The sequence below is a fragment of the Lelliottia jeotgali genome (genome assembly GCF_016771845.1).
In the GTDB taxonomy this organism is placed as follows: domain Bacteria; phylum Pseudomonadota; class Gammaproteobacteria; order Enterobacterales; family Enterobacteriaceae; genus Enterobacter; species Enterobacter jeotgali.
The window spans coordinates 113,997-137,218 of sequence record NZ_JAENMQ010000001.1 but is presented as its reverse complement, the minus strand read 5'-3'; the positions used below and the strand labels follow the sequence as shown (position 1 = coordinate 137,218).

18 protein-coding genes are annotated in these 23,222 nt (G+C 54.1%); 10 read left to right on the top strand and 8 right to left on the bottom strand.

Going from position 1 to position 23,222, the window contains the following annotated elements; genetic code table 11:
* Positions 1 to 16: 16 nt before the first annotated feature.
* The 3 genes from JBO43_RS00640 to JBO43_RS00630 all read right to left on the bottom strand — a co-directional run bounded on the left by JBO43_RS00640 (position 17) and on the right by JBO43_RS00630 (position 12,756).
* A complete protein-coding gene (locus JBO43_RS00640) occupies positions 17 to 1,051 on the bottom strand; it encodes a GIY-YIG nuclease family protein (protein WP_103946354.1) in 1,035 nt (344 codons plus the stop codon).
* Positions 1,052 to 1,604: 553 nt separating this feature from the next.
* Positions 1,605 to 11,192, bottom strand: coding sequence for an autotransporter-associated beta strand repeat-containing protein (locus JBO43_RS00635; RefSeq protein WP_202673480.1), 9,588 nt, complete (start codon positions 11,190 to 11,192; stop codon positions 1,605 to 1,607).
* Positions 11,193 to 12,285: 1,093 nt separating this feature from the next.
* Complete coding sequence (locus JBO43_RS00630; RefSeq protein ID WP_202673479.1) at positions 12,286 to 12,756, bottom strand: hypothetical protein; 471 nt, start codon at positions 12,754 to 12,756, stop codon at positions 12,286 to 12,288.
* Positions 12,757 to 13,102: 346 nt separating this feature from the next.
* Here JBO43_RS00630 and JBO43_RS00625 point away from each other — a divergent pair, with 346 nt between their 5' ends.
* The 7 genes from JBO43_RS00625 to JBO43_RS00595 all read left to right on the top strand — a co-directional run bounded on the left by JBO43_RS00625 (position 13,103) and on the right by JBO43_RS00595 (position 17,817).
* Positions 13,103 to 13,447 carry a cupin domain-containing protein gene (locus tag JBO43_RS00625; RefSeq protein WP_202673478.1) on the top strand — a complete coding sequence of 115 codons (345 nt, stop codon included), beginning with the start codon at positions 13,103 to 13,105 and terminating at the stop codon, positions 13,445 to 13,447.
* Between the two features lie 93 nt (positions 13,448 to 13,540).
* Positions 13,541 to 13,930 carry a GFA family protein gene (locus JBO43_RS00620; protein ID WP_095281890.1) on the top strand — a complete coding sequence of 130 codons (390 nt, stop codon included), beginning with the start codon at positions 13,541 to 13,543 and terminating at the stop codon, positions 13,928 to 13,930.
* Positions 13,931 to 13,979: 49 nt separating this feature from the next.
* Positions 13,980 to 14,420 carry a GNAT family N-acetyltransferase gene (locus JBO43_RS00615; RefSeq protein ID WP_202673477.1) on the top strand — a complete coding sequence of 147 codons (441 nt, stop codon included), beginning with the start codon at positions 13,980 to 13,982 and terminating at the stop codon, positions 14,418 to 14,420.
* A 539-nt stretch (positions 14,421 to 14,959) separates the two neighbouring features.
* Positions 14,960 to 15,430: an Hcp family type VI secretion system effector gene (locus JBO43_RS00610; protein ID WP_202673931.1), complete on the top strand. Its 471-nt coding sequence runs from the start codon at positions 14,960 to 14,962 to the stop codon at positions 15,428 to 15,430.
* 11 nt (positions 15,431 to 15,441) lie between these two features.
* Positions 15,442 to 15,885 carry an STM2901 family protein gene (locus JBO43_RS00605; protein ID WP_202673476.1) on the top strand — a complete coding sequence of 148 codons (444 nt, stop codon included), beginning with the start codon at positions 15,442 to 15,444 and terminating at the stop codon, positions 15,883 to 15,885.
* Positions 15,879 to 16,208: a DUF1493 family protein gene (locus JBO43_RS00600; RefSeq protein WP_202673475.1), complete on the top strand. Its 330-nt coding sequence runs from the start codon at positions 15,879 to 15,881 to the stop codon at positions 16,206 to 16,208. The genes JBO43_RS00605 and JBO43_RS00600 overlap by 7 nt, the downstream gene beginning before the upstream one ends.
* A 121-nt stretch (positions 16,209 to 16,329) precedes the next feature.
* Positions 16,330 to 17,817, top strand: a complete 1,488-nt coding sequence (locus JBO43_RS00595) for a carboxypeptidase M32 (protein ID WP_202673474.1) — start codon at positions 16,330 to 16,332, stop codon at positions 17,815 to 17,817.
* 53 nt (positions 17,818 to 17,870) lie between these two features.
* Here JBO43_RS00595 and JBO43_RS00590 read toward each other — a convergent pair whose 3' ends face one another.
* Entirely contained in the window at positions 17,871 to 18,152 is a 282-nt protein-coding gene (locus JBO43_RS00590; protein ID WP_103946361.1) for a hypothetical protein, read from the bottom strand.
* 245 nt (positions 18,153 to 18,397) lie between these two features.
* Between JBO43_RS00590 and asr the strand changes: the two genes are divergently transcribed.
* The 3 genes from asr to JBO43_RS00580 all read left to right on the top strand — a co-directional run bounded on the left by asr (position 18,398) and on the right by JBO43_RS00580 (position 19,894).
* Entirely contained in the window at positions 18,398 to 18,796 is a 399-nt protein-coding gene (gene asr / locus JBO43_RS00585; protein WP_095281884.1) for an acid resistance repetitive basic protein Asr, read from the top strand.
* 91 nt (positions 18,797 to 18,887) lie between these two features.
* Entirely contained in the window at positions 18,888 to 18,971 is an 84-nt protein-coding gene (gene ydgU / locus JBO43_RS23260; protein WP_095281883.1) for a small membrane protein YdgU, read from the top strand.
* A 101-nt stretch (positions 18,972 to 19,072) separates the two neighbouring features.
* Complete coding sequence (locus JBO43_RS00580; RefSeq protein ID WP_202673473.1) at positions 19,073 to 19,894, top strand: trypsin-like serine peptidase; 822 nt, start codon at positions 19,073 to 19,075, stop codon at positions 19,892 to 19,894.
* A gap of 1 nt (position 19,895) precedes the next feature.
* Here JBO43_RS00580 and JBO43_RS00575 read toward each other — a convergent pair whose 3' ends face one another.
* The 4 genes from JBO43_RS00575 to JBO43_RS23255 all read right to left on the bottom strand — a co-directional run bounded on the left by JBO43_RS00575 (position 19,896) and on the right by JBO43_RS23255 (position 23,116).
* Positions 19,896 to 22,058, bottom strand: a complete 2,163-nt coding sequence (locus tag JBO43_RS00575; RefSeq protein WP_103949040.1) for a bifunctional diguanylate cyclase/phosphodiesterase — start codon at positions 22,056 to 22,058, stop codon at positions 19,896 to 19,898.
* 83 nt (positions 22,059 to 22,141) lie between these two features.
* Positions 22,142 to 22,471: a multidrug/spermidine efflux SMR transporter subunit MdtI gene (gene mdtI / locus JBO43_RS00570; RefSeq protein WP_095281880.1), complete on the bottom strand. Its 330-nt coding sequence runs from the start codon at positions 22,469 to 22,471 to the stop codon at positions 22,142 to 22,144.
* Positions 22,458 to 22,820, bottom strand: a complete 363-nt coding sequence (mdtJ, locus tag JBO43_RS00565) for a multidrug/spermidine efflux SMR transporter subunit MdtJ (RefSeq protein ID WP_095281879.1) — start codon at positions 22,818 to 22,820, stop codon at positions 22,458 to 22,460. The genes mdtI and mdtJ overlap by 14 nt, the downstream gene beginning before the upstream one ends.
* Positions 22,821 to 22,945: 125 nt before the next feature.
* Positions 22,946 to 23,116, bottom strand: a complete 171-nt coding sequence (locus JBO43_RS23255; RefSeq protein ID WP_095281878.1) for a protein YdgV — start codon at positions 23,114 to 23,116, stop codon at positions 22,946 to 22,948.
* Positions 23,117 to 23,222 lie beyond the last annotated feature (106 nt).

Genomic DNA, 23,222 nt, shown 5'->3' with positions numbered 1-23,222 from the left:
GCTTGTTAATGTCTGTTTAGGCCAGTTTCTTCATCCAACTGTAAATACCGGTGAGTTCCGTGATTTTATCTCTCACAGCCTGTTCAATGCTGTCGTGAATGAACAAGGGTGACCACACCGTTAAATGAGGTGAGACCTGCATAGTTCGGCAGTGGGTTGTGCCATCTTTTTTAACAATAGTGACATTTTGGGTATTACGCTTTTGATATCCGGCCTTTTTATCGAGACACTCCTGGGCTTCACTCAAAATACCCTGCCACTTTTCCCCAGTGAGTTCATTTAGTCTGAATGGCCGACCTCCGATATATTTCTCTTTAATTTCGGGTCTGGATGCAACCTGCCAGGCATCTCGCCAAAACGTCAGGAAAATATCATCGGAGTGATCTGTTTTTGCTATCAGCGAAGGCAACTCAGGCGCAATTAATTCTGATTGTATAAGCTGAGAGACAGGCCAGTTTTTGTACATTTTACCTTCCAGATTAACCCCCATGTGGATCGTATTGCTCTGCGGGTGTACCGAAATGTTCCATTGAACGCCTTCGTTGCCGTCACTCATCCCAAAAAAGGGCTTGTTCAGCTGACCAAATGGCCGCCCTTTCACTTCCAGCACCTCACAAAACGTCTGCAGTAAAGCGGTATACCCGGCAGCATCCTGTCTAGTCGTATGGCTGGTGCTCTTTTTGGTTTTGGAGTGAGTATTCATTTCAGGTGTAATTTCGATCTCATCGAATTTATCTACAATTTTTATATCACTTTGAGAATCAAAAATAGAGATGACGGCTTTCCAGGCATTTTCTGGAGAAATATTAAAAAACTCTCGTCTTTTTTGTCGTAATGGCGTCAGTTTATGATGAATTAATTTTTCTAATGACTGACAGTCATCAACCGCCAGAGAAAAAGCCACAGACCAGATAAAATCCCCCGTTGAGCTTTTATTTATCTCATGGCATCGAGAAACAGGGTCCCTGGTGGTCATGCCAATTTTACATACGGGTAGATCAATATCAGCGACTTCCAGTATATAGACATACCCTTTCAATTTATCAGTCATAACAGCCTGTCTGTATATTAATGAATGTGATTTCGTGTTTCATACCATAACACTTTCTTCTTAAAGGGTAAAAGTCAGGGTGTATTAGTTTCAGACTGGGGCGAATGGCGGTTCGAAAGAGTTAACCACGGATCCTCAGGTTAACGATAGTATCAGCCCTCTCGTTGTCGAGGATCCCTTACAAGATGGAGCGACAAAAACAGCTCACAGCTTCAATATGGCCCCGACCTATTGGAAACGCGGTTTCTTTAATGTTCCAGTCTCCTCATCTGATGAATTTTCTGATGATGGTGACACACTTACCATTATAAATAGAGATGGCTCAGTAAGACTCACGGCAATCATTAATCGCACAGCAAACAAATCTCAGGCACCACGAATTATGGGCGGCACGGGATTAAGAACGTTTTTCCAGGAAAATTACAAAATTAATGATGTGGTGAGTTTTATACTGTTGTCAAAAAATACGATGCAGTTGAACTGAACATGATATAAAAAAAGCCGGATAAGCGTTCGCGCTTATCCGGCCTACGGGTTCTTAATTTACCTCACCTTAAAAACTCCCCTTAAAGCCAATGCTCCCGGTCACATCTTTGCTCACCTCGCTCTGCTGGCCTTTGTTGCTCCATTCGCGCCCCACTTCGCCGTAGAATTGCAGGGTCGGTTTGACGCTCCAGGTGGCACCCGCAGCGGCTTCGGTGCTGGAATAGCGCTGTCCGGCAGACAAACTTGTGGTGGCTGTTTTATTGCTAAACCGCGTGTCATCCGAACCGCCCATTCCCTGCCACAGATTCACGCGCACATACGGCGTCACTTCGCCCTGTCGGGTCTGATAATGGCCGACCAGACGGGTGCCGATGCGCGCGGTAACAGAATCTCCGGCATCGATCTGCGCCTGGGTTTTGGTATCGCCCTTCACGCTTATGTCGTCGAAATTGCTGTGCTGCCAGATAAGCTGCGCCTGCGGCTCAAGCTGCCAGCGGCTTTCGCCCAGTTGATACGGTTTGCCGATTTCCACCGACGCCCCCAGGCTGTTGCCGTCCGGCTCGTAGGTTTTCCCGTGCGTTTTCACACGCAGGGAGTGGCGACCATATTGCACAACGTTATCCACCCAGAATCCGTTATCCGCCGTCCAGGTCGCATAGCCGCCGAGATACAGGGCGTGGTCTTTGATATCCCCCACGTAGCCGTTGTTCCCGCCCGACTGACCCTTCACCGAGGTATTGTTATCCATCAGGCTGGCATACAGTCCTGTTTTCCACTGCGCGTTAGTCCAGAGATCGCTCCCAACCTGCACGCCATTCAGGTGTGTGTCGAGGGAGGAGTTTGCCGCATCATTGAGACGAGTCCGCCCGGCATCGCCGATGTAACGCGCCCAGGCACGTTTATCGTCAGGAGTGCCTTTGGTGAAGCTGTTTTCATCGCCCATACGTTTATGCAGATTCGCCAGCACCGCCATATCGCCGGTGCGCACCGCCTGCGCAATGCCGTCGAACAGCGGCACTTCTGAGCGATAGTCGGTGCGCAGATACCAGTTTTCGCCCTGCGCTTTCAGATCCCCGGCGAACAGATGATATTCAAATGCGCCCGCTTCCAGATGATCGGCTCCAAGCGTAAACGCGTCGCGAGACGACTGCGCGGTAGTGGTCGCGCCGTTGCGTGCCTCCACCACTTCGATACCGTCGCCGTGGGTCGGTGCGCCGAGGCGTGAGATGTCGATGTTCAGTCGGGTCTGGCCCGATGCGGTCCCGCCGTCGACAACCAATTTATCCGCCGTCCCTTCGCTGCCTTTCTGCTGCGCGGCCAGGTTAATGGTGCCGCTATCGCCCACGTAGTTGCCTTTTACCGTGAGCTGCGAACCGATGCGATCGCTGGTCAGGTTCAAGGTTCCTGCATTGTTCATGCCGGCGATCTGCTGATCGTAACCCTGAGTATCCAGCAACGCGCCCTGGTACACGGTGTGCACCGAGTTTTCACTCAGCGTCTGTTTGCCGCCTGCCTGCAAGGTACCGTTGGTGACACGCGTCATACCGCTGTAGCTGTTATCGCCCGTCAGCACCGTGGTGCCGCGACCTGTCTGCTGCACTTCCCCTTTTCCGCTGATGTCGCCATCAAGCGTCAAGGTATTGCTACGATTGACCGCCAGACCGGTGTTATCTTCGATATCGCCCAGCACTGCACCGGTGGTGCCGCCGTTACCGAGCTGCAACACGCCGCCGTCGATGGTGGTCCCGCCCGTGGCCTGGCTGTCGGCGGTCAGCGTCAGGGTGCCTTTCCCGAGTTTGGTCAGTTTACCGCTGCCGGTGAGCGCCGTGGACAACGTGGCTTTGTTGCCATTCGTGTCGATACCTCCGCCGTATTCGCCGAGCACCACCTGGCGGTCGGTGTCGAAGCCTTTGCCGTATTGCAGCGTACCGCCATTGAGGGTGAGGCTGGTTTCATGCACGCCCAGATTGTTATCCGCACTGACGTTCAACACCCCGCCGCTGACGGTCGTTCCGCCGGTGTAGGTGTTATCGCCATTCAGCACCAGGGTGCCGATATCGGTTTTGTCGATTCCGCCGGTTCCCTGGATGACGCTGTTGATGGTGGTGGTCATCTTCGCACCGTCAACCGTACCGTCGCCGACGCGCAGAATGGTATCGGCGGTATGGGTGTTGAGCGCATCGCCCTGCACCACATAGCCGTCGGTGGCAAATTGCGCGCCGCTTAACCACACGTCGCCCAACGATTTATCGACAGTGACGGTTCCTTTTGCCCCTTCGAACACCGCAAACGCATCGTCGTCAAATTGCGCGTTGAGTGCCCCCGATGGATTGGTGCCATCTGTGGTCCAGTTGTCGTTCCCCGCGCCGCTCTGCCAGACACCGTCCCCGCCGTCGATGACATTGTTATTCTTCTGCACGCCGTCTTTACCGCCCGCGCCATCCCAGAAGCGCAATTGCAGGCCCGCGCGGTTCACCAGGTTGACCTGATGATTAACCGAGGTCTGCACGTACAGGCTGTCCGCCGCTTCCGGCGCGCTGGCGATATCCAGGCCATTGTTATTCAGGCTGCCGGTGTAGTTAATCAAGCGATAAACCCCAACGCCAAAGTTGCCGCCGCTGGTTTGAGTGATGTTCAGCTTGCCGTCGAGATTCAGGTCGCCGTTGACGTCGATCAGATCGTTGAGCTTACCGCCGACGATGTAAGCTTCGCCAAGCTGATAATCGAGCTGCGAATTTTGCGCCAGCGTCAGGCTGCCAGTGGTGAGTTTGCCAACGCTGCCGAGATCCGCCCCCGCCGCGATATGGCCGTTATCGGCGATGGTCACATCCCCGCCGATAACGCCGTTCCCGCCGAGCGTGGTGCCCGCATCGACCGTCACATCGCCCGTCGCCGCGTGTTGATCACCGTTCACCAGCAGCACGCCCTGTTCGACGTGCGTCGTGCCGGTGTAGGTGTTATCGCCGCTCAGGGTCAGCGTGCCATTACCCTCTTTTACCAGGCTACCGCCATTGCCGCTGATAATACCGCTGATCTCATCCGCACGCTCCAGCGCCCCTTCCAGCAGGGTGTTGCCGCCGAGTTCGACGTTCCCGGCCCCGGAAAGAGAGCCGATCGCCGTCTGGTCGTCGGCTCCGGCGATATTCACCGTTCCGCCTTTCTGATTATCGACTGTCGCACTGCGCCCCTGAGCTTGATCGCTAAAGCTTACCCGGCCTTTATTGACGATCTGCGCGTTGCCCGCATCCGAGCCGTTATTCATCGCCATCGATGCGCCGCTGCCGACGTTAATCTTCGCATTATCGCCCTGCGCGTTGTCGTTGAACTGCACCTGGCCTTTATTGCTGATATCGATAACCGAATCCGCGGTACGGCTGGTGTCGTTGAGGGTCAACAGGCTGTCGTCGACGGTGAAGTGGTGCGTTTGCGTCGAGCTGGCATTGTTGATGTTCAGCGTTGCGCCGTAGCTGAGATCGACCTTACTGCTGCCCGCGCCCAGCGCCGCCGTTGACTCTGCATCCACCACCACATCAGAACGATGATCGGTCCCAATAATCGCCGTGCCGCCCTGGAAGGTGTTATCGCCGTTCAGCGTCAGCTGACTGTCGGCATCGGCAGTGCTGCTGCGCACCGTCAGTTTGCCTTTCCCGCTGATGACACCGTTATCGTTCAGCGCATGGCTGTTGAGATCGAGCTGACCGCCCGCATCGCCGAGAATAATTCCGCGCGTGGTGTCCCAGTCCGCGCCGTTTTGCAGCGTGGCGTTATTGTTGATGGTGATAGTGGAATCCGCCGCGCCGAGATTCTGGTTGCCTTGCACCTGCAAAGTGCCGCCCTCGATGCGCGTCCCGCCGAGATAGTCGTTGTTGCCTTTAAGGATCAGCACCCCGGTGCCGCCTTTGACCAGCGCGATGTTATCGCCCGCGTTGGCCTGCATAAGGTCGGATTCAATGGTTGCTTTCCAGTTTTCTGAGCTGGCGGTGCCGTCGCCGACGTTCAGCCACAGATCGCCTTTTTTCAGCGGAGAATCCGCCGGAACCGAACCGTCGGTAGACGCCGCAGTCAGCGTATCGACCGCGTATAACGCATCACCCGTGACAACGTAACCGTCGCTGGCGAACTGGCCTCCGGCAAAATGCACATCGCCGACTTTATCGTCCACCGTGACCGTCCCGGCTTTGCTCTGGAAAATAGCGTACGCGTACTGCGCCCACGGCGCGTCGCCTTTCCCGGAGGCGGTAGTCCAGTTGTTATCCCCAAGATCGCCGCGTGAAGTCCATTCCCCGTTTCCGCCGTCGATGTGATTATCCCCTTCGATGCCGGTCGGGCCGTGGTCGCCGTTTGTCTCCGCACCGTCCCAGAACTGAAGCGCCAGGCCACCGTCGTTGACCAGGTTGACCTCATGATCGATATCAGTCTGGATGTAGTAGTGATCGCCCGCCGTGCCGCCCGGTAAGGAGCCGAGCACCAGTTTGCCGTCATTGTGCAGTGCGCCGCCGTAGTTGTAGATGCGGTACACGCCAGGGCCGAAGCTGCCGCCGGACGCGGTGCTGACATCCAGCTTACCGCCAAGCGTTAAATCGCCCGCCACGTCGACGAGGTCATTCAGGTTGCCACCCGGTTTGTAGGCTTCGCCGAATTCAAAATCAGAAACCGTATTTTTGCCAAGCGTCAGGGATTTGCCGTTGCTGATGGTCAGCGTTCCGGTGCCGCCGTCGCCCGGCTGCAGCGTGGCGTTGTCGCCCATCACCACGTTCCCGCCAATCGTACCGTGCCCGCCGAGCAGCGCGTTATCCGCCACGGTGACATCGCCGGTCGCCGCGCTCTGGTTGCCGTTAATCACCAGCGATCCCTGATTAACCTGCGTTGCGCCTTTATACGCGTTATCGCCGTTGAGACGCGTCATGCCGCTGCCGTCCTGGTGGAAGCTGCCGCTGCCGGTGATCGCGCCGCCGAGAGTTTGTTCTTTACTGAGATTGACCGTGAACAGACCGTTGTCGAGAATGCGGGTCACGTCGGATAATGCCCCGGCAGTGCCGCCGTTCCCGACCTGGATCGCCGATCCGGTGTCGATGGTGGTTTGCCCGGTGTACGTGTTATCACCCAGCAGAACGGTGGTCGCCGAACCCGCGCGCTCCAGTTGGCCGTCGCCGCTGATGACGCCGCTGTAAATCGTGTTGCTGTCGCCGTCCAGCACCAGTTTGCTGTTCGCCCCCGCGGTTGTGACATTCAGATTACCGATACTGTGCTGCCCGGCAGTCACCGCGTTATCGCCTGAACGCAACGTCGCACCGTTAGTAACGCTGAGTGCGCTGACGCCTGCAAGATTATCCACCACGCGCATATCGGCTTGCCCACCCGTCACCGTCAGGCTGTTCCAGCCGCTGCCGATGTTGGTGCCTTTGCTTAAATCGTCGACCCCAAAGCTACCGATTTTCGCCGCCGCGCCGTGGGTGTCGGTGAAGGTCAGCGCGTTGCCGCTGCTGGAGGCGGTCAGCACGTGCGTCACTTTGCTTAAATCGACGTTGCCGATATTCCCGCGGTCGTTCCCCTGAGTGCCGCTGAAGTCGACGCTGCCCGCGAGCGAGCCCGCATTCCAGGTGAAAGTATCGCTGCCGTTGCCCATGTCAATGCGGCTGGCGACGCTGCCGCCGGAAATTTGCAACGTGTCATCGCCGTCACCCGCCAGAACGTTACCGGTAACATTTCCGGATTCAAAAAATATAGCGTCGCTGCCTACACCGCTTAACAGCGCGGTGCCACCGTTCGCCGCAATCAGATCCCCGCGATTGGTGATGGTGTTGTTGGTATTGCTGCTGACATCCAGCACCACCGAGTTCTGACTGGCGGTTTTCAGCGCCCCGCTGTTGAGCACCGTTTTGCTGTTGCCGGTGTCGGCGTCGGTACCGGAGAGATCCACCAGCGACGCGGTGCTGCCGGTGCTGGTCGATTCCACATCGCCGGTGTTAGTGAAGGTGGTCGCAGCTTTGGCGTTGATCGCCGCCGCCCCGTCGCTGGCGGTGGTGATTTTACCGCTGTTGGTCACCGATTTAGCGTTTTCAGCCAGCAGCGCGCTGCCGCCAGTTTTGTCGTTGATATTGATGGTGGTCGAGGTGGTGACATTCCCGGTCGTTCTGGCGCGGATGCCGCTCCCGGTGGCATCGCCTGCGGCGTTCCCGACGTTGATCGCGTAGCTCCCGCCGATGTTCAGATCTTTACCCTGAATCAGATCGCTGGAGTTTTTATTCTCAAAGGCAAAACCCGCCCCGCTGCCGGAGGCATCATTCCCGGTCACATTAAGGACGTTATTCGAACCGCCCGCGTTGAGGGAAACCGAGGTCCTGATCGCCGGACCGTCGCCTGCATTGATGGTGACGTTATTGAGCTGAATATTGGAGTTATTGGCATCGTTCTGAATGCCTGCGCCGGAGCCGGTCACGTCGATGGTGGTGTTGGACGCGGTCAACTGCTTCGCACCGCTGGCGAGCAGGATCGCATCTGCGCCGTCGGCGGCAGAAATGTGGTTGTTCGAACCAGATATATTCAGCGTCGCGCCGTTTTGCAGTTTCACCGCCGCTTCGCCGCCGTTGGCGATGACGGTTCCAAGTTGTTTGACAATAGCGTTCGCGCCGTTGACCAGTACGCCGATATTTCCGGACTGGCGGCCATTGCCGCTGACCATCAGCGCGGAAGAGGATTGGTTATCCAGCGTGCCATCGGTATCCAGGTTCACGCCGATATTGTTCTGTCCGCGAATATCCAGGCTGGAAGTGCCGGTCAGGGTCAGCACGCCCTGATGACTGACGTCATACCCGGTCACACCCGTCTGACTGTCGAGCGTGGCTATTCTGGCGTCAGAGGTGACCGATGTGGCGAAGGTTTTGCCACTGTCCGCACCATCCAGACCGTGACCCTGCCCGTCCACCACCACGGCGGTAGTGTTGTCGTGGTCGAGCACAATTGCGCCGTCGGCAATGGTCCCGCTGGCACCGCCGGTCACTTCCACTCCGACGCCGCCCTCGTTATCGACATGTATTTTGGCTTTGCCGGTGCTGACCGTGGTCCCGGTGCCGTTCGCCAGCACGCCGACGGATTTTTCGCCGGTGAGGGTCAAGTCGTAGCCGATGTTATCCCCGTCAAAACGTGCGCCGTGATCGAGCAGGAACAGCGTGGTGTGCTTCTGCTGATTGTCGTTTAGCGTCAGGTTATTGAGGTTAATGCGCGCGTTTTCGCCGTAGGCGTAATAGCCGATCTGATCGCGGTTGTTGAAGGCAACGGTGGTGTTTTTACCCAGATCCGCCTCGGCGTTATTGCGCACGTGAACCCCAATTGCCCCCTGCGCGTTGAGGGTAATGCCAGAGTCGATATTTGCTGTGGCCTGATGGCTCTGGTCCCGGCTGGCAACGTATACCGCGTAGTTGCGGTATTTCAGATCGTCGGAGCCGTCGGTGTTTTTAATGACGGTGATCGCCCCGGTCGCCGTGGAATCTGCGTGGGCATTGGCGTTATCGGCGTACACGCGCAGGCCATTGTTCCCCGCGCCGCCGATATTAATTTTGCCGTTATTGATGACGCCCGAGGCGTCGTGGGCGTACAGGCCAAAGTTGCCCGCCATGTTGTTCGAGCCCGGCAGCGCGGTGCCCAGCACGTCGATGCGCCCGTTGTTAATCACCTTACCTGCGCCGCCTTCGGACAACATCCCGACGGCGTTACGCACATATTTCGCGAGCAGGATCATTCCGTCGTTGATCACATCCCCGGTGCTCTGGCTGCGGATCGCCGCGCTTTGCGCACTGCCGCCTTCCATCACTCCGTCGGCGCTGCTGGCAGTGGCGCTGTCCATTTTCACCCCAAGGGTAATGGTCCCGCCGCTGGCGTTGGTGAAGGTTGAATCGCCGAGGACGTTGACGCCGTACGCGGTGGCGCTGCCCAGCGTATTGCGCGGGTTATTCACCACGTTGATGATGCTGTTGTTAAGTGCCGTGGTTTTGCCTTCGGCGTGTATCCCCTCTGCCAGCCCGTTGCCATTATCCGCCAGCGCCACGTTCAGCGTGCCGTTGTTGGTGACGGTGCTGCTTCCGGTGGCGTAAATCCCCACCGAGCCCTGATTGCTGAGATCGACATTGCTGACGTCAATGTGACCGACACGCGAGCCGTCTTTTTCGATAAACAGTCCGGCGTTCAGCGTGCCGTTATTGATCGCCGTCGCGTCGCTGGCGTACATGCCATCGGCGCGGGCGCCGGTATCATTCCAGGTATTGAGCGCGCCGTTGTTAATAATCTGTGCGCCCTTTTCAGCATGCATCACCCCAAGGTGACTGCCGGAAACCGCCAGGCTGCCTTTGTCAGTGATTTCGCCCAGCGCGTCTTTCCCGGTGGCGAAAATCACGCTGACGGTGCCCGCACCCTGGGTGGCGTTGCCGCTGTGGCTTTGATCGTCCGACCACAGGTTGTAAGTCCAGTTCACATCCTGAGTTTGTCTGGCGTCGAGCAGATCTTTAATGATTGCCTGATAGACGTTCTGCACGCCGGTGCCGTCGGTCACTTTATTGCCGTTGATTGTCTCTTCGCCGAGCAGCCACAGCTGGATTTGGGAAGGCTGACCCTTACCCGACTGCGTGAGGAAATCATTTACCGCAGCGATATCACTCAGCGAGTTGATGGTGAAACTTTTTGTTGGCCCGGCCACCACATTGCCGTCAGCGTCCTGGGTGTAGGTCGGCAACTCGATCGTTTTGTTCCAGGCATTCAGCGAGCCGCTGCCGCTGTTGGTTTCAGTCGGCAGCGTGATCGCCCCGCCAAACTGAATGTAGTTATCCGACTGCCAGTGCGTCTGGCTGGTATTTCCCGCTGCGCCTTCCGCCAGGGTCAGCTCGGTGTTTTTGGTGTACATGCGCAGGGTATTTTTCGCATCGGCAATCGCCGTGCTGCCGTTGGTATCCGCGCCAATATCCAGGGTGACGTCGCCGCCGTCGTTGGTGATGTGGCTGATACCGAAATGGTTGTACTGAGAAATGCTGTCAAAATCGTAGATCGGGACGCTGATATCCCCGAGGGTATTGGTCCCGCTATTCTGAAAATCAGCGGAATTAAATATGGTGATCTGCTCAACCCCGCCGCTGGTGCCCGGCATCGTGAGGTCCATGTTCTGATTCGCATTCGGCTCGTTATACCCGGAAGAGACCACGAACTGATCGATATTGGCGAGCGTGATGTTATTACCCTTGCTGTCGGTAATCGATTTAATCGCACCGGACGCCAGCAGCTCTTTCAACGTTTTGTTTTGCGAGGTGCCGTTGGTCCCCATCTGGATGTTGGGGATCGGGCCGTTGATCGTCAGTTTTGTCCCACCCGCGTAGGTTTTATGCTGAGCATCTGGCAGGGACGCAATCGCATCGCTGAGAGTGGCGAAATAGCCGTAGTCATCAATCACCCCATCCTTATCCGGCGCAGGAATATAGCTGCCCGCCTGGCTCCAGTTCAGAGTTTCATCGGCCAGCACTGAAGATGAGAGCACCAGGCTGGTAAGCGCACTGGCGGTCGCCACCTGGAGCGCACGACGCACCCGCCCTTTTTTACGGCTGCGGGTGGTTTCGGATGCAACAACCCAGAGCCCCAGAGCGGCACTCCAGACAACGCGATAAATTTTGTTCATTTGCGACTAACCTTTCCGCCTGTCCGTAAGCAGTGCGATATGTCACTCAACAGGCAATAGATGGAAATGAAATATCGCCATATACAGGATGAACATTGCGATTCGAGCGGATGTGATGTTGTTTGTGGTGTATTGTTTCGCACGCATACTATTTTTTATTTCTTCAACTTTATTTGAGAAGAATCAAAAAACGACATCCGCTCATTGCCATCTGAGAAAATTCCTAATTCTGATGTAAATGAATTAACCCGGGCGGAACATTTCTTTCCCATTGCGTCAGAAACAAAAACACCGGAGGAAAATTGTTATCCGGGTAATAGTTACGTTTTGTTCGTGGATGGATAAGCCGGGCATCATTAAAAAGCCGGGTGGCGGCTGCGCCTTACCCGGCCTACAAATGCAGGGTTTCGTAGGCCCGGTAAGCGAAGCGCCACCGGGCGAAGTCTGGTGCGGGGCCAACTAAAATCCGGGTGGCGGCTGCGCCTTACCCGGCCTACAAATGAAGGGTTTCGTAGGCCCGGTAAGCGAAGCGCCACCGGGCAAAGTCTAGTGCGGGACCAACTAAAAGCCGGCTGGCGGCCGCGCCTTACCCGGCCTACAGATGCAGGGTTTCGTAGGCCCGGTAAGCGAAGCGCCACCGGGCGATATAGGGCGCGGCGTCAAAAAAAAGCAGGGCGGCGGCTGCGCCTTACCCTGCCTACAAATGCAGGGTTTCGTAGGCCCGGTAAGCAAAGCGCCACCGGGCGATATAGGGTGAAGGCGCCAACAAAAAGCCGGGTGGCGGCTGCGCCTTACCCGGCCTACAAATGCAGGGTTTCGTAGGCCCGGTAAGCGAAGCGCCACCGGGCGAAGTCTAGTGCGGGGCCAACTAAAAGCCGGGTGGCGGCCGCGCCTTACCCGGCCTACAAATGCAGGGTTTCGTAGGCCCGGTAAGCAAAGCGCCACCGGGCGATATAGGGTGAAGGCGCCAACAAAAAGCCGGGTGGCGGCTGCGCCTTACCCGGCCTACAAATGAAGGGTTTCGTAGGCCCGGTAAGCGAAGCGCCACCGGGCGATATAGGATGAAGGCGTCAACAAAAAAGGCCCTGAATAATCAGGGCCTTCGCTTCTGGGGAGGGATATTTTTTTTGTGTTCTGTGTGCTGGCGAGCCCAGCGAGGCGCGTTTAACTCCCCCGCGAACATCCACATCAGTTCACACAACAACCCGCGCAGCGATTTTTTCATTTCCGGCAACAGCGACTGCTGGCACAGCACCTGGGTCAACGTCTGGCAGTATTCACACAACGCTTCGGCATCCGGCTCAAAATATGACGGCGTTCCGGGCAACGCATCGACGGTAAAGCGCTCGATAAGATGCGCCGGGATAGGTTCACTCAGCGTCGGGCGCAGCAGTGCGAGGCACGCGCCGATTCGGCCCAGCAGCGCCAGTTTGTAGGCGGGTTCGTTACATTCCATCAGGGGTTCGGCAAAACGGTCGCAGCAGTCAGCGAGATCGGTGAAATCTGTCGCGGCGGTGAACGGGACGCTCAGTAAATTTTCTGCGAGGGTAATAAAGGGAATCATTAGGTCATTTCCATTCAGTGATTTTTAAAAGGCGCTAACGCGCCGGTATGTCGTCACTAAGGATTTCAGGAGGCCAATCCCGGCACCTGATGTTGCAGGTGCTGGGAAATAATACGGCGATAGCCAGATATCTACATCTGGTATTACTGGAAGGAGGATCTCGTTGTGGAATGTAATTATTTTTGGGTGGTTACATTATTTTAATCAATGAGTTGCATTGGATTATTGACTAAGTTGTTAGTCCCACTGGGTAAGTAACACAGTAAGCCTGTTGCGATTCAATAATCCTCTTCTGTATAAATAGTGAAAACCTATAAAACCAAGACGCCAAAACGGGACAATAACCATGATTTCAAAGGACAATGCCGAGCATTATGTCTGGGGCGATAATTGTGACGGCTGGTATCTCGTTAACCGCAAGGACATGTTGGTTATTCATGAAAAAATGCCGCCAGGAACCTGCGAAAAACGCCACTACCACTCCGTTTCCCGGCAGTTTTTCTTTGTGCTTCAGGGCGAACTGAGCATGGAGCTTGAAGGTAAGATGCATGAAATCAAGACCCAGCAGGGAAGAGAAATCCCCCCGGGTTCAGCGCATCAAGCCAGTAACAACACTCAATCTCCCGTAGAGTTTATCGTCATTTCTCAGCCCTCTACGCGAGGTGATCGCACTGACCTCCCTGCTTCCTGAGCAATGTGGCTAATGTCAGGTCTGGTGTGAGCAACGAGGAGCGGACGATGCTATCTTTGTCACTCTCTGAGCATTGATAAGGTATCGACTGATATGGATAAGAAATTGTCAGGTGGATGTTTATGTGGATTTATCAGATTCACAGCGATAAACCCTGCGTCATCTCACTCCTGCTCCTGCGATATATGCCAGAAGCATTCTGGTTGCCAGACCGCAGTATGGCTTGAATTCCACTCGGCAGATGTTGAATGGACTGGCGAAGGAGGCACGCCTTCTCTTTTCCGCTCATCTGCGTCTTCATCCAGAGCATTTTGCGCCAGATGTGGCAGTTCACTCGGTGCGATTGATGACACTCCGGTGACTGCTTTGCTCAGCGGTATTTTCGACCATAATGAATGCGCCTTGTTTTCGCCACAATCTCACTCATTTGAGGATATGAAACCTGAATGGTGGAGAAAAATCATGCCTGATACCGCGGTGTAAATAAGGACGTGCCGGGCATTATTTTTTTGTCATACATGGATTAAAACTTATGAATATCTCTACAAGGGCAGCTCAACTTTCTGATATTGATAGTATCTTCGACGTCAGAACCTCGGTTGTTGAGAATCATCTGAGCCGTGAAGAAATGCAGCAGATGGGGATTAACGAAAGTGTCGTTGCCGATATGATTGAGCAGAGTCAATGCGCATGGGTTGCCACCGTAAACGACAACGTCATTGGCTTCTCAATGATTTTGCCGGATGACGGCTGTCTTTTTGCGGCGTTTGTTCTGCCGGAATACGAAGGCAGAGGTATTGGCCGTAGCCTTGTTCAGCTAGCCGAGCATGAATTATTCAAACATCATGAGATTGCCTGGCTTGAAACGGATAAAAATAGTCGTGCGGCGCAATTCTATGTGCAACTCGGCTGGGGGAATAAAACGAATATCAATGACACTGATATCAGATTAGAGAAATACTGCGGCATTTAATTCACGGTAATACTCATCGATGCCCGCTCCTGTTAAAAAGCAAACCACCCGCTCATTTTTCACACCACCCCACAAAAAGCCGGATGGGCTGGCGTTGATCGACCTACGAGTTCTGCCCATGCACATTTCACCGTGGCAGACTGTTCAACCCACTTGTTATGGCCTGCACAACCCCGTCAGTAAGATTAAGGCCTGTGCACTGTTGATAAGTACCTTATTCATGATTTGTTCGAACCCTTTTTAGAATGTCATTTTCCGTAGGATCTATTTCGGACAAATCATAAAACCCTTTAATTTTGTATTGTTTTTTCACTCATATTTATCCCTCGGATGCTACTTTTGACTGTTGCCGATTGAGACACGAGCACTTCATGAAAAATAACAGCTCGTCTGTTCTGTACCTATCTCTTTCTCCCCCTCTCTCTTCCATCTCCAGTGGAGACATGATCGCCATTGTTGATGAATATGGGTGGAAGTCGTTGCATGGTTTTATCTTTTCTGAATGTAGCGCTCATAAATTTCCCTTAAGGAGAATTTAAATCAACAAGTTAAACAAACACGCTCATTTACCCATCAAAGGTTCTGTGGACGTGCGTGACCGTGAACAGTCGATTGAAATTACATCGTTCAGCCATAACCTCTATATTCCGACTGACGGCAACACGGGAAAGCTGACGGATACACGTGTTCATGGTGCGCTTATTTTCGAGAAAGAATTCGACAGTTCGTCACCGTATCTCTTCAAAGCTGTTGCAACAGGGCAGACGCTGCAATCTGCTGAATTCAAGTGGTACAGAATCAACGATGCGGGGCAAGAGGTCGAGTATTACAACATGATGCTCGAAGGTGTGAAGCTTGTCTCCGTGACACCAATGATGCACGACACCAAAACGGTGATAAACGTAGAGCATCTGGAGCAGGTGCAGTTACGCTACGCCAAAATCACCTGGCGTTATCTTGATGGAAACATTCAATATACTGACGCATGGAATGAGCGTGTAACTGGATAGGCGGCAAACTGATGGATACAGTTGAGGAACTTAACGGAACGTACTTCTATAAAGGCTATTACAATCTATCTGCTGGTGAATTGCTGTTCTGGGTCTTCCTCGATGAAACAAGTGAGCATTTTGGCACAAAGGATTATCTGACGATTGGCCTGATACTGTTAGGTCAGCCAGAGATAGCCACCAGGGGTAAGCCCATTGGCGCTACTCCTGGAAAGTCTTTCCTCAGTTCTCAATTACGCCACCATCTGAACATCAGAACCAGACGTTTACCCACTTTGACGACTGGTAGCATCAAACGCCTGAAGTTCAGTTATGTAAGAAATCTGGGGGCATTTGTGGGGCGCTGGATTCCAGTTCTTGGGATTATCATCATTGCCGCCGATGTCTCAACCATTGCTTACAAGGTGACCACAAAATACAACACCATAGCCAGAGGAAACGATAAGTTATGGTGACTGATGATGATGTCATTGCCTGGTACAACAAGCGATTTAATGAGCCAGGTTATTTTTCTCGTAAGCGCTGGCCTGTCACCATTGATACGAGCCTGACCACAGGTGAGTATGTCTGGGCTAGTGAGACAGGTGCAGAAATCATGAAAGAGTATTTTGAGCGGTTCGATGTAGACCCCGCTGATTTTGACTTTTACAGATACTGGCCTGAAGAAACATTTTTCCTCTATGCACTTTTGACGAGTGGCGGAGATGATGATGATCCGGAACCTCTGACGCTGCGTATGCTTGCAGAATCAGCAAGGGCCGGTAGGTGGTTATATTGACTGGACAATAAGGGGCGCTATGCCCCTTTCTTCTTATAATTTGCCAGTGTTTGGGTCATTGAATCGGGCATCAATCACGGTAAACTCCCAGAACACATCCAACCGAATGAGAAGAAGAACAATGAGTAAAAGTGTCAACTATCAACAACTCACCCGTACGTTCCTGCGCTTATCCCGTTTCTCTCACCTTTCCGCCATCGCTGGCTGGGATATGTTTGCCATGATGCCGCCGGGCGGGAGTCAGGCGCGCGGTGAAGCGCTGGCAGAAATGAGCGTGTTGCAACATCAAATTCTCACCGATAAAAAAGTGGGTGAATGGCTGGCTGCCGCTGAAAGCGAAGATCTTAATGACGTCGAACTGGCGAATCTGCGGGAGATGAAACGCCACTTCCAGCAGGCGTCGCTGCTGCCGGAATCGCTGGTTGAAGCCAAATCGCTGGCGGGCAGCAAATGTGAACACGCGTGGCGCACCCAGCGTCCGGCGAATGACTGGCAGGGCTTTTCGACTAATCTGAAAGAAGTGGTGAAGTACCGCCGCGAAGAAGCGCGTCTGCGCGCCGAAGCCAAAGGCTGCACGCCTTACGACGCCCTGCTTGATATCTTTGAGCCGGACATGACCAGCGCCCGTCTCGACGTGCTGTTTGGTGATCTGAAATCCTGGCTGCCGGATCTGCTGGCGCAGGTCGTAGAGAAGCAGTCACAGAAATCGTTCGTTCCGCCGCAAGGTCCCTTCCCGACCGCCGTTCAGCGCGATCTGGGGCTGGAAGCGATGAAAATGCTGGGCTTCGATTTCAACGCCGGGCGTCTGGACGTTAGCGCCCATCCGTTCTGTGGCGGCGTGCCGGAAGATGTGCGCATTACCACCCGTTACGACGAAGACGAACTGCTGAGTGCACTGTTTGGCGTGGTGCATGAAACGGGCCATGCGCGATATGAGCAAAACCTGCCGCGCAACTGGCTCGGTCAGCCCGTCGCGCAGGCGCGTTCAACTGCTATTCACGAATCGCAAAGCCTGTTCTTTGAGATGCAGCTGGGTCGCAGCAATGCCTTCCTGAAACATCTGCTTCCGGCGGTGCATGCTCGCTTTGGCAGCCAGGCGGCGTTCAGTGAAGAGAACTTTATTGCCTGGAACCAGCGCGTGAAGCCGGGCTATATTCGCGTCGATGCGGACGAAGTGAGCTATCCGGCGCACGTGGTGCTGCGGTATGAAATCGAACGTGCGCTGATTAACGGCGAAATCGAAGTGGATGACATCCCGGCGCTGTGGGACGAGAAAATGCAGGCGTGGCTTGGACTCTCGACTAAAGATAACTACCGTAACGGCTGTATGCAGGATATCCACTGGACCGACGGCGGCTTTGGCTACTTCCCGTCTTATACCCTGGGCGCGATGTACGCCGCACAGTTGTTCAGCGCAGCGAAAACGGCGTTGCCGGGTCTGGAGTCTTCCATTGCGGACGGCGATTTCTCGGCGCTGTTTGACTGGCTAAACCAAAACATCTGGCAGCACGGTAGCCGCTTCACCACCTCGCAGCTTATTACTCAGGCGACGGGCGAAGATCTCAATAGCCGCTATTTCCGCGAACATCTGACGTCCCGCTACCTGTAATCCTTCTCGCTATCTGCCCCTGAACACTCTCAGGGGCAAATCCTTCTTATTGCTTAATGATGGTCATCGTATTGATGTTCAATCACCATCCCTTCCGCCACGCTGGCCACATGGCGTGCGCGAGGATGATAGACCGGCGCAGCGGCCACAGGCGCAGGCGCGACGTACACTGTCTGAGGCGCTGGCGCGGTAACGACGACGGCCTGGGGAACGGTAGCGGATGAAGGCACAATCACCACTTTATAACCACTCGGAACATCCACGGTAACGTTCTGTGCAAAGGCCGAACCGGCCATTCCTGACCCTGCAAGCGCAATAAGAAGAATCTTTCTCATAGATTAATAACCCTTTAAACAATGTGAGAATCTACTATCTGAGAAAAAGATTAAGTGAAAATTAGGACTGCGCAGTTCTGTGGTGCAAGAAATGCCTTTCATCCATCGACCATGTACACGCGCTTTGTACATTACGTTACACGCCGATACCAATGACTCACGGAAGCCTCGAATCCATAAGGATATAGTTATTTCAACGGCCCCGCAGTGGGGTTAAATGAGAAACCAAATTCGAGGGTATGAGAATGAAAAAAGTATTAGCTCTGGTTGTTGCCGCTGCTATGGGTCTGTCTTCTGCTGCGTTTGCTGCTGATGCTGCAACCTCCGCTACCCCAGCTCCGGCTGCTGCTGCGACCACTAAAGCGGCGCCAGCAAAAACTGTGCACCACAAAAAACACAAAAAAGCAGCTGTAGAGCAGAAAGCTCAGGCCGCTAAAAAACACCACAAAAAAGCAGCAACCAAACCAGCAGCAACCACCACCACTGCTGCGCCAACTGAGCAGAAAGCCCAGGCTGCGAAAAAACACCACAAGAAAGCAGCAGCTAAACCTGCTGTAGAGCAGAAAGCTCAGGCTGCTAAAAAGCACCACAAAAAAGCAGTAAAACACGAAGCCGCTAAACCTGCTGCACAGCCAGCTGCGTAAGCCAACTCGCTAAACCGTGCCCCTCGCGGGCACGTTGCTAAATCGGCGCTGAGCCATAATAATCGGCGCCGTTTTTTTATCCGGAGGGCGTATGCTGCGACGCTATCGGTTTGAGTTCATCCTTATCACGCTTATTTTATGCGCGATTATCGCCAGCATGTTTTATCTTTCCTGAATGTAGCACGCTGATTTTACTCCCACTTTAACGCCGTCCCGTCTATAGTATTTTCACAGGGTTCATTTTTAATAATCATAATTACCCCACCAGAGTGTGATATGCGGAAAACTGTTGTGTTGTTACTGGGAACGTTCTGTCTCTTTTCTGGCCTGACACATGCGGATGATGGCGATGATAGCGCCATTGATGCGAAAGAGATCAAAACGCTGTTTTTTGGTCATGACGACCGTACGCGTGTCACCGATCCGACCCAGGCTCCCTGGGATGCCATCGGGCAGCTGGAAACCGCCAGCGGTAATTTGTGCACCGCGACCCTGATTTCCCCTCACCTGGCACTCACCGCCGGGCACTGTTTATTGATCCCGCCGAAAGGCAAGCCTGACAAAGCCGTTGCCCTGCGCTTTATTTCGAAAAAAGGCGTCTGGCGCTATGAAATTCACGGCGTGGAAGGTCGCGTTGATCCTTCGCTGGGTAAACGTTTAAAACCTGACGGCGATGGCTGGATTGTGCCACCCGCTGCTGCCGAGTGGGATTTTGGTCTGATTGTGCTGCGTTATCCGCCATCGGGGATCTCCCCACTGCCGCTATTTGATGGCGACAAAGCGGCGCTGACGGCAGCTTTAAAAGCGGCTGACCGTAAAGTGACACAATCGGGCTATCCGGTCGATCATCTGGATTCGCTTTACACCCACACCGACTGCATCGTCACCGGTTGGGCACAAAACAGTGTGTTATCCCACCAGTGCGATACATTGCCGGGCGATAGCGGCTCCCCGCTGATGCTGAAAACCGACAACGGCTGGCAGCTGATTGGCGTACAAAGCTCGGCACCTGCGGCCAAAGACCGCTGGCGTGCGGATAACCGGGCGTTATCCGTGACCGGTTTTCGGGAAAAACTGGAAGCACTGGCGCAGGAATAATTTACACATACCTGACTTTACGTAATTCAATAATCGCCTCGATGGGCATCGGCTGGCTGAACCAGAATCCTTGCAACTGGTCGCAACCCGCGAGGCGCAGCAGTTTCATCTGTTTTTCGTTTTCCACCCCTTCGGCCACCACCGCCATGCCCAGCGCACTGGCAATTCTTACCGTTCCGCTCACCAGCGCCGCCGCCTGTTCGTCATTGTCCACCAGCCCGGCCAGCGATTTGTCGATTTTGATGGTGTCGAAATTAAAGCGTCTCAAGTAGCCAATACTTGAATAGCCGGTGCCAAAATCGTCCAGCGCCACCGCAGTCCCCAGCGCTTTGAGATTGGAAATGGCGGCCCTGGCGCGCTCTGGATTTTCCAGCACGTAGGTTTCCGTCACTTCCAGCTGCAGACGATTGGCCGGGAAACGGGTCATCTCAATCACCCGCGCCACTTTTTCCTCGAATTCAGGGTCACGGAACTGCGCTGGGGAGATATTCACCGACAGCTTTAAATCGCTAAAAGGCTCCAGATCCTGACAGGCACGGCGCAGGACAAACTGCCCCAGGGCATAAATTAAACCGCTAGTTTCAGCGATGCTGATAAAAGCGTCCGGTCCCAATTCGCCCGCCGGACGCCGTGGCCAGCGCACCAGCGCCTCGACGCTGGTCATTTTCTGGCTGCGCGCGTCGATAATCGGCTGATACCAGACCTCAAATTCATCCCGTTCCATGCCGCTGCGGATCTCATTTTCGATAGCCAACTGCTGCTCGCGCACGCTGTTCAGCGCCGCGTCGTATTGGGTGACGCGGCCTTTGCCGGTGATTTTCGAGTGATACATCGCGATATCCGCCCGGCGGAACAGCTCTGAGCTGGTGCATTCAATCAACGTGCCGCTGGCAATGCCGATACTGGCGCTGATGTGGATCGTGCGCTCGCCCAGGCGCAGCGGTGCACTGAGAAAATCCAGCACATTGCCCGCAAACGCCGCCGCCCGCGCCTGCGAATACCCGCCCCCAATCATCATCGCAAACTCATCGCCTCCCATACGGGCCAGCATTCCGCCGTCCGGCACCCTTTCACGCAGCGCGCGAGCCATCATAATAATCAGCTCATCGCCCACATCGTGGCCGTAAATATCATTCACATCTTTAAAACCGTCGAGATCGATAAACACCACGCTTTTGACATCGCTATCGCCGCGCAGACTGACCTGCTCCAGCGCTTCGATCAGCGCGCGGCGATTGGGTAAATGACTCAGCCAGTCCGTCAGCGCGACCCGCCGGGCCTGGTTTTCACCGCGCGCCAGTTTGTACAACCCGACGCTACTCAACAGAATAAACAGCAGGATCAGCCCCGCCGCCAGGATCACAATTTGGGTGATGTCACTCGAGGCCGCACTCGCCGCCTGCGCACCCGGCAGGCGCGGCTGCCAGTTGAGATAACCCAACAGTTCTCCCGCTGAGCTTTTCAGGGGGACGCTGGCCTCGCTGGTATGTTCCGGTGTGAAATTAAGGTTTTCAATCTGAAAGGTATTTCCGAGATCGCTCAGGATTTGCGGGTTGAGATGGCGGGTAATCACCAGATAGCGGCGCACGTCGTTGTGCACCTGTAAGCGGCCAATCATCGGGCGAATCAGACCAATGCCGACAAACGCCACCCCTTGGCGCGTGCGGGTGATCCCGGCGTAAATATTTTTATCCGACCGAAGCGAATCGGCATTGTTACGAATGAGCGCCTTCAGGCCATTGCCAAAAAAATCGAGATTCTGCTCGTGAAAGGATTTGCTTTTAAACGAACCCCACAGGACGTTGAAATGCTCATCCAGCACGAAAGTGCCGTCATACAGGTTATTGATTTTAAAGCCAGCGCCCCAGGTGTTGTACAGCCATTCGGTGTTTAAGGCCGGAGGATAAACTTCGCGGACGGCGTCATCCCAGACGGCATTATCAATCACCAGCGACCAGACGCGGTTGGCCGATGTCTGGATCGCCCCCTGCACGGAAAGCGCCGAACGGTGTTCGTCTATTTCGTTGGTTTTACTGCTGATCAGGTGCAGAGAAAGATAAAGTAGCGCGACGACAGAAACGATCAAGCCGATCCCGGCCATAAAGATCATGACGAACAGGGTTTTTGCGGTGGGAATATTGCGCCAGCTTAATGGGTTATACATTCGCCGCCCTCTTAAAAGCACTTCTTTCTAAGAGTAATACAGGTAGCGAATTTCGCTGCCCGTAAATACAGGCAGCGATCACATCAGGCCAGTTTTATCATGATCATGCCAGCCAGCAGCAGAACCAAACCAATCCAGCCTTTGCGATTCAGTCGTTGACCGAACAGTATCCAGCCCGCCGCCAGCGTCGCAGCGATACCAAAACCGCCCCATAGTGCGTAGGCTACGGAAAGATCGATCCCTTTCACCGCCTGAGAAAGCGCACTGAACGCGCCCAACACGGCGGCGATAGACATCAGGCCGTAGATTTTACGCCGGAAGCCATCCGAAAATTTAAGGAAAACGTTGGCGACAATCTCCAGCACAATCGCCAGCGCCAGCCAGGCCGCATGAACCCACTCAAACTGTTGCATGAGTTGGCTCCTGTGGCTGTTTCTTCGCTTTGCGGGTGCCCGATTTAATCAGCACAATACCCGCAACCAGCGTGGACAGACCGGCAATTTTCATTGTTGACAGGGTTTCATCAAATAACATCACACTGAACAGTGTGATTAACAGAATACCGATCCCCTCCCACAACGCATACGCCACACCGAGCGCGATTTTTTTTACCGCGAACGACAGGAAAATATACGAAAGGGAAATCATTACCAGCATTAATATAAAGCCAGTATTGCCATCGCTGACGCTTGCCCATTTCATCGACAAGGTTCCAGTAATTTCAGCGATAATAGCGAGGGCTAACAATATCCAGTAAAACATGGTGCATCTCCTGCAAGAGAATATAAATCACTGCAGCTTGTCGAAAACGACAAACCCAGAAAAAATGATATCAATCAGATAGCTAAACGCGTGGCGTTAGCTCAGATAACAGGCAGAAGAGGGATCTATAGCGCGTTGCGCCAGTGTTGCTCACCGGACAGCAGGCAGAGGGAAGTTGAAAAAACAGCGGTGTTATTTGAAAAGTACGTCCTGAACAGATTGTCCATAATATTACAATTATCCGCGGTATTGCTTCTCGTCATTGCGGATGAAAATTGTCCTCGGTAGTTAAACACGCCTGATTTGTACCATAAGCCAGGAATTAACTCAAAACCTTTTCACTTCTTTACCCTGCCCGTTTGACCTTGGTTAGTAGAGTAAATGAATATTCCCGTTATGATA